Here is a 12,395-nt window from a genome sequence, read left to right as displayed (position 1 = left end):
CGCGCCGGTCTCGGAGGCCGGCGCGGCGCGCGAACTCGGCCCTCCGCCCCGCCGTGCCGTCGTGGGGCCGAGGTGGACGGCCACCGCGTCCGCCCCGGCGCCGGTGAACGCGCGCACGTCGTGGAGTGCTCGTCGGGCGGGACGATCTGCAGGTGCACGCGCACGGCTCTACGCGGGCGGTCGGGCCGGGGCCGTAGGCTCGGTGACGTGGGAACCATCGTCTCCTTTCACGCCCATCCCGACGACGAGTCGATCGGTTCGGCCGGCACCCTGGCCCGGGCCGCCGCGGCAGGGCACCGGGTGGTGCTCGTCTTCGCCACCCGCGGTGAGCTGGGCGAACCCGTCCCCGGCGTGCTCGAGCCGGGGGAGCAGCTGCCGGTGCGGCGCTCCGCGGAGTGCTACGCCTCCGCCGCGGTGATCGGCGCGAAGCGCGTCGAGTTCCTCGGCTACACCGACTCCGGGATGATCGGCGAGCCGAGCAACGAGGCCCCGTACTGCTTCTGGCAGGCCGACGTCGAGCACGCGGCCCGGCGGCTCGCCGTGATCCTCGACGAGGAGGAGCCCGACGTCCTCACCGTCTACGACGACAACGGCGGCTACGGCCACCCCGACCACATCCAGGTGCACCGGGTGGGGAAACGGGCCGCGGAGCTGTCGGCGGTGCCGGTCGTCGTGCAGGGCACGATCAACCGCGACTGGATGCTGCGCGGCCTCAAGGCGCAGAACCCGGACTTCACCCCGCCCCCCGGCCTCGACACGATGGGCAAGGCCGAGGCCGAGATCACCCACCGCGTCGACGCCGTCGACTTCGTCGAGCAGAAGCGCGCGTCGATGCGGGCCCACGCGAGCCAGATGGGCCCCGACCACTTCATGCTGACGATGCCCGACCCCATGTTCGCCCTCGGGATGGGCACGGAGTTCTACATCGTCGACCCGCCGATCAACCCGGCGTCGGCGCCGGAGATCTTCGAGGAGCTGTTCCTCCCCCTGCGCTGAAGCGCCCGGGGTGCGCCCGTTCGGCCCGGATCGCCGCGGGCTCGGTGTCGCGGTGGATCCGGCCCCGGCACACCAGTTCCACGGCCAGCGCCACCGCGACGGTCTCCACGGCGAGGAGCAGCACCAGCACGAGCAGCTGCACCGCTCCGGCCTGGACCGGGGACGCCCCGCCGAGCAGCATGCCCACGAACGCGCCGGGCAGCGTGACGAGGCCCACCGTGCGGGTCTGGTCGGTCACCGGAACCAGCGCCGACGCCGCCGACGGCCGGGCGATCTCGATCGCGGCGTCCCGGGCCACGAACCCCAGCGACAGCGCCGCCTCGACCTCGCCGCGACGGGCCTCCAGCTCGTCCAGGGCCCGCTTCCCGGCCAGCGCGGTGGCCGTCATCGTGCCGCCGATGAGGATGCCCGCCGTGGGGATCACCGAGATCCCGTTCGCCGGTACCACCCCGGCCAGCACGAGCGCCCCCACCACCGGGAGCGGGGTGACCGCGACCGGCAACGCCGCCCACCAGCCGCTGCCGCTGCCGGTCATCCGCCGTCCTGCGGTGCGTGCCGCCACCACGACCATCACGGCGACGAACAGGGCGCTCAGCGCGAACGACCCGACGATGCCGCCGATCAGCATCGACACCACGCCCAGCTGCAGCGTGGCGCGCAGGGCGGCGGTCACGGTGGCGCGCGAGGTGCCCAGCCGCGCCGCCCAGGCCACTGCCGCACCCAACAGCACGGCCACCACCATGGCCACGGCCAGGGCCGGGCCGATCACGATGTTCACGTGACGAGATCCTGTGCGGCGCGGCCGGACCGCGCCACCGCGGCATCCTCCGAACGGGTGCAGGACGCCCCGGACGGCCGTCGTCACAGGTTCGGTGCGACGCCCGGTGGGCCTTCGACAGCGAGTAGAGCTAAGCTCCGACCCGAGCTCAACAGACCACCGCAGGGAGTGAACACGTGACAGCCGTCGCCCCCAAGCCGATCACGTCGCGCCCGTACCCGGCGCGCCGCACCGGCAAGGGTTCCACGTTCCTGAAGATGCTCAGGACGACGGACCCCAAGGACATCGCGATCCTGTACATGGTCACGTCGTTCGGCTTCTTCCTGGCCGGTGGCGCGATGGCCCTGCTGATGCGCGGTGAGCTGGCCGTGCCGGGGCAGCAGTTCCTGTCCAGCGAGCAGTACAACCAGCTCTTCACCATGCACGGCACGATCATGCTGCTGCTGTACGCGACCCCGATCCTCTTCGGGTTCGCGAACTACATCGTGCCGCTGCAGATCGGCGCCCCCGACGTCGCGTTCCCGCGGCTCAACGCGTTCTCCTACTGGCTGTTCCTCTTCGGCGGCCTCACGGTCATCTCGGGCTTCCTCACGCCGGGTGGCGCCGCCGACTTCGGCTGGTTCGCCTACACCCCGCTGAGCAACGCGACGTACTCCCCGGGTGCCGGCGGCGACCTATGGATCGTCGGCCTGATCGTCTCCGGTCTCGGCACGATCCTCGGTGGCGTCAACTTCATCACCACGATCGTCTGCATGCGCGCGCCCGGCATGACGATGTTCCGGATGCCGATCTTCACGTGGAACATCTTCGTGACGGCGCTGCTCATCCTCATTGCGTTCCCGGTGCTGACCGCCGCCCTGTTCGGGCTGCTGGCCGACCGGCACCTCGGCGCGCACGTGTTCGACCCCGCCAACGGCGGCACGATCCTCTACCAGCACCTGTTCTGGTTCTTCGGCCATCCGGAGGTCTACATCGTGGCGCTGCCGTTCTTCGGCATCGTCTCGGAGATCTTCCCGGTGTTCAGCCGCAAGCCGGTCTTCGGCTACAAGACCCTGATCTACGCGACGATCGCCATCGCGGTCCTCTCGGTGGCCGTCTGGGCGCACCACATGTACGCCACCGGTGCGGTGCTGCTGGCCTTCTTCTCCTTCACCACGTTCCTCATCGCGATCCCCACGGGCGTCAAGTTCGTCAACTGGATCGGCACGATGTGGAAGGGCAAGCTGACGTTCGAGACGCCGATGCTGTTCTCGGTCGGCTTCCTCGCCACGTTCCTCTTCGGTGGCCTGACGGGCGTGCTGCTCGCGTCGCCGCCCATCGACTTCCACGTCTCCGACACCTACTTCGTGGTGGCGCACTTCCACTACGTGCTGTTCGGCACGATCGTGTTCGCCACCTACGCCGGCATCTACTTCTGGTTCCCGAAGATGACCGGCCGGATGATGGACGAGACGCTGGGCAAGTTCCACTTCTGGACCACGTTCGTCGGCTTCCACATGACGTTCCTGGTGCAGCACTGGGTAGGCAACGAGGGCATGCCGCGCCGCTACGTCGACTACCAGCCGCAGGACGGGTTCACGTTCCTCAACTCGTTCTCCTCGGTGGGCGCGTTCGTGCTCGGCGCCTCGACGCTGCCGTTCATCTGGAACGTCTTCAAGAGCTACCGCTACGGGCGCGTCGTCACCGTCGACGACCCGTGGGGCTTCGGCAACTCCCTGGAGTGGGCCACGAGCTGCCCGCCGCCGCGGCACAACTTCACCGAGCTGCCCCGGATCCGCTCCGAGCGCCCGGCGTTCGAGCTGCACTACCCGCACCTGGTCGAGCGCTTCCGCGAGGAGGCCCACGTCGGCGGCCACGCCGCCCCGTCGGAGATGCTCACCCAGGCCGTCGGTCGCGAGGAGCAGCCGAACGGCGACCCCAAGTCCCGTTGACGCGGTGGCCGACACCAGCGTCCTCATCACGGTCACCGGACCCGACCGTCCCGGTGTCAGCTCGGTGCTCTTCGCCGCGCTGACCCGGCACGGCGTCGACCTGGTCGACGTGGAGCAGGTCGTCATCCGTGGCCGGCTCACCCTGGGTGCGCTGGTCACGGCGCACCACGACCCCGAGGGGTTGCAGGAGGCCGTCGAGCAGGCGATGGCGGGCATCTCGATGCAGGTGCAGACCTCGATCGGGGCCGACCCGTCGGTCCGGCACTCCACGCACGTCGTCGTGGTCACCGGGCGGCCGATCTCCGCGCGGGCGTTCGGGTCGATCGCGCAGGCGCTGGCCGACGCGGGCGCCAACATCGACGCCATCCGCCGCGTCGCCGACTACCCGGTCACCGGCCTGGAGCTGATGGTCTCCCCGGTGCCCGGCCAGAGCTCGCAGGACTACCCGCCCGGCACGCTGCGCACGAAGCTGGTCGAGGTGGCGCGCGCCGCGGGCGTCGACGTCGCCGTCGAGCGGGCGGGGCTGGCGCGGCGGAGCAAACGACTGATCGTGTTCGACGTCGACTCCACGCTCATCCAGGGCGAGGTCATCGAGATGCTCGCCGCGCGGGCCGGGGCCGAGGACGAGGTCCGGGCCGTCACCGAGGCGGCGATGGCGGGCGAGCTCGACTTCACCGAGTCCCTGCGCCGCCGCGTCGCGGTGCTGGCAGGGCTGCCCGAGTCGGTGCTCGCCGAGGTCGCCTCGGAGCTGGAGCTGACGCCGGGCGCGCGCACCACGATCCGCACGCTCAAGCGCCTGGGTTACCGCTGCGGGGTGGTCTCCGGCGGCTTCACGCGCGTCATCTCCGGGTTGGCCGAGGAGCTGGGGCTGGACTTCTGCGCGGCGAACGAGCTGGAGATCGCCGACGGGCGGCTCACCGGCCGGGTCCTCGGCGAGGTCGTCGACCGGCCGGGCAAGGCCGTCGCGCTGCGGCGCTTCGCGGAGACGTACGGGGTGCCGCTGGAGCAGTGCGTGGCCGTCGGCGACGGGGCCAACGACATCGACATGCTGGCCACCGCGGGGCTGGGCATCGCGTTCAACGCCAAGCCCGCGCTGCGCGAGGTCGCCGACACCGCGCTGTCGCACCCCTACCTCGACGTCGTGCTGTTCGTGCTGGGGATCACCCGCGACGACATCGAGCGGGCCGACGCCGCGGAAGGCATCGCGCGGCGCGTGCCGATCGCGTGACCGCGCTCGCGCCGCTGGTGGGCCGCTTCACCGGGCCGCGGGTCGTCGTCCCGCCCGAACCCGACGGCGTCGTCCGCGCGATGCCGCTGGTGTTGCGGCTGGAGAAGCCGCCCGCGTCGCGCACACCGGTGCTGGAGGCGGCCGCCGCCGCGGCTCTGGCCCTGTGCCTCGACCCGCGCGCCGAGCCGGAGGGGGAGTGGCACGAGGCCGTGTCGACGTGGGTGGCGAGCCGGATCCGCAAGATCGCCCGCCGGGCCCGCGGTGCCCACTGGGCGGCGGTGCAGGACCTGCCGGGCGTCACGTGGACGGTGGGGGACGCGCAGGTCCGCGCGCTGCTGCCCGGCCCCGTCGACGACGTGCCGCGCGTCCTCGGGCGGCTGCAGATCGGCGGCACGGACCTCGAGCCCGACTCGCCCGGTCCGGCCCCCGACGGCCCGGTGATCTGGGTGAACGCCGCGCTGGAGATGACCGTCGGCAAGGCCGCGGCGCAGGTCGGGCACGCGTCGATGCTGTACGCGGCGGCGCGCGGGCTCACCGCGGTGCCGGCGTTCGCCGTGCGCTCCGTGCAGCCGGAGCAGTGGGAACGGCTGTGCGCCGACCCCGCCGGGGTGCCGGTGCGCGACGCCGGGTTCACCGAGGTGGCGCCGGGCACGATCACCTGCATCGCCCGATGATGTCGGGGGTCGCTGGCATGCTGCGCCGGTGACCGCCCGCCGTATCGACGCCGCCGAGCGCCGCGCCCGCCTCGCGCTGCGGCACCGGCACGTGCCGTCCGCGCGCACCGACGACGTCGTCGCGATCACCGACGACCTCGTCGCGCTGCACTCCACCGACCCCGTCACGGTCTACCTGTCGGTGGCGGCGCGCATGCGCACGCCTGCGCTGGAGCCGCTCTCAGCCGCGCTCTACGACGACCGCACGCTGATCCGCCACCACGCGATGCGCCGCACGCTGTGGGTGTTGGGCCACGACGCGGCCCGGCTGGCCCACCACGGGGCCACCCTGGCCGTCGCGCGGGTGCAGCGACGCGACCTGCTGGCGTCGATCGGCGCGAGCGGCATCGCCGACCCCGGGGCGTGGCTGGCCGCCGCCGACGAGCGGGTGCACGCGCTGCTCGCCGCGGAGGGCCCGCTCACCGCCCGCGAGGTGGGCACGCGGCTGCCCGAGCTGGCGCGGCCACTGACGATCGGCGCCGGGAAGTTCGCGGCGACGCAGGCCGCGCACTCCCGCGTCCTGCTCGTACTGGGCTTCACCGGGCACGTCATCCGGGCCCGCCCGACGGGGACGTGGATCAACGGCCAGTACCGCTGGGCCGCGGCCGACCCGTGGCTGCCCGGCGGGTTCGGCGAGGCCGACGTGCGTGAGTCGGCGGCGGGGTTGGTGCGGCGCTGGCTCCGCGCGTTCGGACCCGCCACCCGCACCGACGTGGCGTGGTGGGCGGGCTGGACGGTCGCCACCACGAAGACCGCGCTCGCCGACGTCGGGGCGGTGCAGGTGGAGCTCGACGAGGGCACCGGCTACGTGCTGCCCGACGACGTCGACCCGGTGGCGCCGCCGGAACCCTCCGCGCGGCTCCTGCCCGGCCTCGACCCGTCGACGATGGGGTGGAAGCAGCGGGGCTTCCACCTCGATCCCGAGCACGCGCCGCTCCTGTTCGACCGCAACGGCAACGGCGGCCCGATGCTGTGGGTGAACGGGCGGATCGTCGGCAGCTGGGTGCAGCGCAGGGACGGCGTGATCGCGATGCGGCTGCTCGCCGACGTCGGGGCGGAGGCCGTCGCGGAGCTGGAGCGCCACGCCCACGAGCTGGAGGGCCTGCTCGGCGACGTGCGGTTCGCCGTGCGCTACCCGGCCCCGGTGCAGGCCGAGCTCATGGCGTGAACCAGGGTTGAGGGGTGGATACGTCGAGACAGCGGGTCCTGGCCCGGGGCGGTACCCGGCGCGGGCGCCCGGGCGCGGCCGTGGAGCGGCCGCCGGTGGAGACCGTCACGGCGGCCTACGTCGAGCTGGCGCGCACCCGCGTCGTGCTCGGGGCGCAGGAGCTGGAGGCGCAGCTCGCCACCCGGTTCGGTCTCCCCGCCGACGACGAACTGCTGCTCGACGCGGGCGACGAGGCGATGCTCGACCCGTCGTCGCCGATCACGCTGCTGGCGCCCGAGGTCGTGGTGCACGCCCCCGAGCTCATGGCCGGTGCGGTGCTCACCCACCGGCTCACCGCCGAGGAGCGTGAGGGCGGCTTCCTGGTCCTCGACGTCGACCTCGCCGGGTTCGTGCGCGTGCCCGCACCCCACGTCGGCGACGAGCACCTCGACGTCGACGACGTCGACGGGGAGCTGTCGTGGATCGGCCCGGAGGACTGGCTCGCCGCGCTCCCGGCCGACGCGCTGCTCGCGGTGCGGGTCACCGCCGACGGGGGAGTCGAGCTCTCCGTCCTCGACGCCGACCCGGTGGTCCCGCCCGACCTCCTCGCGCGGGTGCGTACCGCGTACGAGGCCGAGCTGGACTCGCCCGACGAGCCGGGGCTGCCGGTGTCGGCGGAGAACCTCGTGCTCGGGGCGCGTGTCGCCGACCGCGCGGTCTTCGCCTCCCCGGTGCCACCGCTCTCGGAGCTGGCTGCGGCGGCGGGGCTGGAGCGGCGCGGGCCCGAGTTCGCGCACGCGGAGTCGGTGTGGGCCGCGGGGGAGGAGGCCGACCGGCACTGGCGCCTGATCGACCGCCTCGGCACCGACGGCGCCGCCACCACCGCGTTGGAGGCGCTCGACCTGCTCGCCGACCCCGCGGGTGATCCCGGCACCCTGCGCCGCGCGCTGGAACTGCTGCAGGAGCCCGACGTCCTCGTCGCGGTCACCGAGGAACTGCTCGTCGACGGCGACGCGGAGCGGCTCGCCGCGTACGTCGTGCTCGCCGACCGGATGGTCGCCGCGGCGGGCACCTCGCCCCGCGCCGCCGTCGCGCGGTGGATGGCTGCCGCCGCGGCCGAGCGCGACGGACGGGTGCTCGACGCCGAGTCGCACCTTCGGGCGGCGTGCAGCGAGGCCGAGGGCTGGCCGTTCGTGGAGGACCGCCTGGCCTGGTACGAGTCCGACCGCGGCCACGCCGCCGCGGCCACCGGACGCTGGCGCTCGATCGGCACCCCCGACGACGACCCCGATCTCGCCTTCGCCGCGCGCGCCGCCTCCGGGCTGGGCGCCGAGCCGGGCCGCAACGAACCGTGCTGGTGCGGGTCGGGGCGCAAGTACAAGCAGTGCCACAGCGGGCGGCCGATGTCGCCGCCGCTCGCGGAACGCGTGGGCTGGCTGTGGCGCAAGTCGATCGCGTACCTGGAGCGACGCGGGGGCACGGCCGAGGAGGACCTGATCGACTACGCGTCCTGGCGCGCGGGCGACGCGGGTGATCTCGACGCCGCCTACGTCGACCCGTTCACCGCCGACGCCGCGCTGCACGAGGGCGGATGGTTCGCACAGTTCCTCACCGAGCGCGGGCCGCTGCTCCCCGCCGACGAGGCGGCGCTGGGTGCGTCCTGGCTCGACGCCGACCGCGCGCTCTACGAGGTGCTCGCCGTCCGACCCGGCGACGGGCTCGACGTGCGCGACCGTCGGGGTGGGGAAGCCGTCACGATCACCGAGCGCACCGCGAGCACCACGGTCGAGGTGGGGGCGCTGCTCTGCGCCCGCGCCGTGCCCGACGGCGGCGGCGGGCACCGGTTCGTCGGCGCGGTGCTCCCGGTCCCGCCCGCCGCGGAGTCCGACCTGCGCGAACTCCTCGACGTGGGCGACCCGTCACCACTGCTGGCCTGGGCCGCGACCCACCTCCCGCTCACCCCCGCTCCGACCTGACCGCCCACGCCGACGGCGGGCGCGCACGCCGTCGCTACGCCCGCGCACCTCGCTACGCCCCGAGCACCGTCGAGGGTGCGCGTGGGCGGCGAAGGTGCGCGTGGGGTGCGGCCGGAACCCGCGCGCCGCTCCGCGCGCACGTGTTGTCGCTACGCGCACTGTCGAGAGTGCGCGGCGGGCGTGAACCTGCGCGTGGGGTGCAGGGGACGGCGAGCGACGTCGCCACCCACGACGGCGACGGGTGTGCCTCCGGGCCGAGGGCGACGCCTGCTCACCCGCCGGTGGTGAAGAACTGCCGGAGCCGCGTCGCGACCGGGTCGAAGGAACCGATGTCGCGCCAGATCCAGCGGGCCATGCGCCAGCCGCAGGCGCGGATCGCGTCCTCGCGCACCTTCTCCTCGAAGAGCACGTCACCGACGGACCGGCCCGGATCGAGGAGCCTGCCGTACTTGATCCTCCCGTCGAACTCGCCGACCGTCCGTAGCTGCGGCCAGGCGAAGTCGACCCGCCCGACGACCGCGCCGTCGCCCGTCCGGATCTCGTACTGGAGCACCGGCGGTGGCAGGCCGGCCCGGTGCATCGCCACCCGACTGCGGGACTCACCGGGGCTGCCCGCCCCGCCGTCGGCGAACCGGATCGCACGCAGAGCCTGCGGGGCCCCCCGCCAGAGCTCGGCCCGGGTCTGCGCGGCGAGCAGCGCCGGACGGTCCAGCGGCAGCATCGCGAGCGCGGCGTCCGCGACCACCACCGCCTGCTCGAACGGCACCGTCCGCGCCACATCGGTGACGGTGCGGGCCGGCGTGGTGACCCGCAACCCGTCGACGACGGTCACCTCCTCCTCGACCAGGGGCGACACGTGCCGGTGCACCCCGCGGGTGAGCCGGCCGCCACCGCTGCCGTCGCGGGAGACGTGCACCCGGGTCAGGTCCTGGCCCCATACCGGGAGTCCGAGGGCCACTGCTGCGGAGGTGTGACTCAGCACCCAGCCCGGTGCGAGGTGGGGGAGCGTGGCCCGGATCAGGAGGAGGTGCTGCGCCTCCGGGGTGTCGGGCTGCGGATCGAGTGGCCGGACGTAGCTGCCACGGCGGACGGGGCTCAGCACGCCCGACTGCCGCATCCGCTGCACCTCGGCACTGGTCCAGCCCGCGCCCAGGAGCTCACGGCGGAGGGTGAGTGGGGGGATGCTCATGGCCACGACTCTGGTGGGACGCCCGCACCCCGCGGAACCCCCGACGCCGCAGCTGTGGACAACCGGGTCCGATGTGGATAACCGCCTCGCCGCGCGCGCACCGTCCCCCCTCGCGCGCACCGTCGAGCGTGCGCGTGACGGTCGGGGGTGCGCGTGGGAAGCGTGCTCGGCTCCCCGACGGGCCCACGCGCACCTCGTGCCCCGACGCGCACCCTCGAGCGTGCGCGTTGCGGCCGGACGTGCGCGCGGCGGCCGGGCGTGACGGCCGGACGTGCGTGGCGACGACGTCTGCGCGCCGCCGCGAGGCGCACTCAGGCTCCGCGCAGGCGCCTCAGGGCCGCGTGCACCTTGTCGCGGTCGTCGGTCTCCCAGAACGGGGGCAGGCTCGCGCGGAGGAAGCGTCCGTAGCGGGCCGTGGCGAGGCGGGAGTCGAGGATGGCGACGACACCGCGGTCGTCCATGCCCCGCAGCAGCCGCCCGGCGCCCTGGGCGAGCAGGAGGGCGGCGTGGGTGGCGGAGACGGACAGGAAGCCGTTGCCGCCGCGGGCGTCGGTGGCGCGCTGCCGCGCCGCGACGAGGGGGTCGTCGGGCCGGGGGAACGGGATGCGGTCGATGATCACGCAACTCAGCGACGGGCCGGGCACGTCGACTCCCTGCCACAACGACAGCGTGCCGAACAGCGACGTGGCGTCGTCCTCGGCGAACTTCTTCACCAGCTGCATGGTGGAGTCCTCGCCCTGGCACAGCAGCGGGGTGCCCAGCCGACCGCGCAGTGCCTCGGTGGCCTGCTTCGCCGCACGGGTGGACGAGAACAGGCCCAGGGTGCGACCGCCCGCGGCCTCCACCAGCCCGGCGATCTCGTCGAGGGTGGCGGGGGCGAGGCCGTCGCGCCCGGGTGGCGGCAGCCGCTTCGCGACGTAGAGGATCCCGCTCTTCGCGTGTGCGAACGGCGACCCGACGTCCATCCCGGACCACTTCGGGGCGCCCAGCTCGTCGGACGGGGCGTCCGACGGCGGCAGGCCCCACTGCCGGGCCAGCGCGTCGAAGTTGCCGCCCAGCGCCAGCGTGGCGCTGGTCAGCACCACCGTCGACCGGCCGAACAGCCGCTCGCGCAGCAGCCCGCCCACCCACAGCGGGGCGGCGCGCAGCACCTTGTGCCGGGAGCCGTCGGGCCCCTGCTCGCCCAGCCACACGACGTCGCGGCGCTTGGACGGGTCGGGCTCGGCGAACGCCTCGATCAGCCGGACGGCGACCTCGGACACCTCGTCGAGCGCGGCGAGTGCCAGCTTGCGCGCCACGGCGGCGTCGGGGTCGTCCTTGCGCTCGGGCCCGAGCGACTGGCGGCACTCCCCGGCGCTGTCGCGGATCGTCGAGAGCACCCCGGACGCGGCGGGGGACAGGGCGTCCCAGCGGCCGGGCGGCAGGTCGTCGAGCACCATCGCCAGGCCCTCGCCGGACTCGGCGAGCCGGTCGGCGACGGCCTGGTCGACGAGCTTGCCGAGGCGCCGCGCGGCCGCGCCGACCATGCCGGACGTCAGCTCCGCGGTGGCGACGCCGGTGACGCGGTCGACCAGCTCGTGCGCCTCGTCGACGACCACCACGTCGTGCTCGGGGAGGACCGGGCGGCCCTCCAGCGCGTCGATCGCGAGCAGTGCGTGGTTGGTGACGACGATGTCGGCCTTGCCCGCCTCGGCCTTCGCCAGCTCCGCGAAGCAGTCGTCGCCCACCGGGCACTTCGACGCACCGACGCACTCCCGCGCGGTGACCGACACCTGCCGCCACACCGCCTCGGTGACGCCCGGGACGAGCTCGTCGCGGTCGCCCTTCTTCGTGGTGTCGGCCCACTCGTGCAGCCGCTTCACCGCGCGGCCCATCGCGGAGACCGCGAACGGGTCGAACAGCTCGTCCTCGGGGTCGACGTCGTCGGGGCCGTGCAGCTTGTTGAGGCACAGGTAGTTGCGCCGACCCTTGAGGATCGCGAACGTCGGCGCGCGCCCGATCAGCGGCTTCAGGGCCGCGGCCAGGCGGGGCAGGTCGCGGTCGACGAGCTGGCGCTGCAGCGCGATCGTCGCCGTCGAGATGACGACGGTGCTGTCCTTGGCGATCGCGTGGTGGATCGAGGGCACGAGGTAGGCCAGCGACTTGCCGGTGCCCGTGCCGGCCTGGACGGCGAGGTGCTCGCCGCTGCTCAGGGCGGTGCGCACGGCCTGGACCATCGCGTCCTGGCCCTCGCGCCGGGTGCCGCCGACGGCATCGACCGCGGCCTCCAGCAGCTCGGCGACACCAGGGAGGGAGGTCTTGGCCGGCACCCGGAGGAGGCTACTCGGCGGTGGGGGAACCCGGACCGGAACCGTTCGACGCACACCCCTTGTGACCATGGGCACACCCGGGTAGAAATCGTGTCACGGAACGGCGACAGGCCAAGGCCGGATCGGTG

9 protein-coding genes are annotated in these 12,395 nt (G+C 73.9%); 6 read left to right on the top strand and 3 right to left on the bottom strand.

Translation table 11 applies throughout. The annotated features are described in order from the left end of the window. Positions 1-207: 207 nt before the first annotated feature. The gene (locus I4I81_RS18670; RefSeq protein WP_218603541.1) at positions 208-996 is read left to right on the top strand and encodes a PIG-L family deacetylase; all 789 of its coding nucleotides are present in this window, start codon (positions 208-210) and stop codon (positions 994-996) included. On the opposite strand, the gene I4I81_RS18665 is transcribed toward I4I81_RS18670, so the two are convergent. Continuing rightward, a complete protein-coding gene (locus tag I4I81_RS18665) occupies positions 941-1,774 on the bottom strand; it encodes an ABC transporter permease (protein ID WP_308187689.1) in 834 nt (277 codons plus the stop codon). The genes I4I81_RS18670 and I4I81_RS18665 overlap by 56 nt on opposite strands. 176 nt (positions 1,775-1,950) lie before the next feature. On the opposite strand from I4I81_RS18665, the gene ctaD reads away from it, so the two are divergent. From ctaD to I4I81_RS18640, 5 genes are read left to right on the top strand one after another with little or no spacing between them, the layout of a single operon-like run. Continuing rightward, the gene (gene ctaD / locus I4I81_RS18660; protein ID WP_218603540.1) at positions 1,951-3,705 is read left to right on the top strand and encodes an aa3-type cytochrome oxidase subunit I; all 1,755 of its coding nucleotides are present in this window, start codon (positions 1,951-1,953) and stop codon (positions 3,703-3,705) included. 4 nt (positions 3,706-3,709) lie between these two features. Further along, positions 3,710-4,933, top strand: coding sequence for a phosphoserine phosphatase SerB (gene serB, locus I4I81_RS18655; RefSeq protein WP_218603539.1), 1,224 nt, complete (start codon positions 3,710-3,712; stop codon positions 4,931-4,933). Continuing rightward, entirely contained in the window at positions 4,930-5,607 is a 678-nt protein-coding gene (locus I4I81_RS18650) for an aminoacyl-tRNA hydrolase (protein ID WP_218603538.1), read from the top strand. Before serB ends, I4I81_RS18650 begins: the two co-directional genes overlap by 4 nt. Before the next feature lie 28 nt (positions 5,608-5,635). Then, complete coding sequence (locus I4I81_RS18645) at positions 5,636-6,814, top strand: winged helix DNA-binding domain-containing protein (RefSeq protein WP_218603537.1); 1,179 nt, start codon at positions 5,636-5,638, stop codon at positions 6,812-6,814. A gap of 14 nt (positions 6,815-6,828) precedes the next feature. Then, positions 6,829-8,769: an SEC-C metal-binding domain-containing protein gene (locus tag I4I81_RS18640; protein ID WP_218616222.1), complete on the top strand. Its 1,941-nt coding sequence runs from the start codon at positions 6,829-6,831 to the stop codon at positions 8,767-8,769. Positions 8,770-9,040: 271 nt separating this feature from the next. On the opposite strand, the gene I4I81_RS18635 is transcribed toward I4I81_RS18640, so the two are convergent. Both I4I81_RS18635 and I4I81_RS18630 read right to left on the bottom strand, forming a co-directional pair. Next, entirely contained in the window at positions 9,041-9,958 is a 918-nt protein-coding gene (locus I4I81_RS18635; protein ID WP_218603524.1) for a hypothetical protein, read from the bottom strand. Between the two features lie 311 nt (positions 9,959-10,269). Further along, positions 10,270-12,267, bottom strand: a complete 1,998-nt coding sequence (locus I4I81_RS18630; RefSeq protein WP_226363451.1) for an ATP-dependent DNA helicase — start codon at positions 12,265-12,267, stop codon at positions 10,270-10,272. Between the last annotated feature and the right edge of the window lie 128 nt (positions 12,268-12,395).

This window comes from Pseudonocardia abyssalis (assembly GCF_019263705.2).
Lineage (GTDB): Bacteria > Actinomycetota > Actinomycetes > Mycobacteriales > Pseudonocardiaceae > Pseudonocardia > Pseudonocardia abyssalis.
Note: the sequence above shows the minus strand (reverse complement) of the source record. Positions and strands in the feature narration are given on the sequence as shown.

Bases quoted from the DNA above. Each gene is read 5' to 3' on its own strand.
- I4I81_RS18635 (WP_218603524.1), bottom strand. From the start codon at position 9,958: ATGAGCATCCCCCCACTCACCCTCCGCCGTGAGCTCCTGGGCGCGGGC.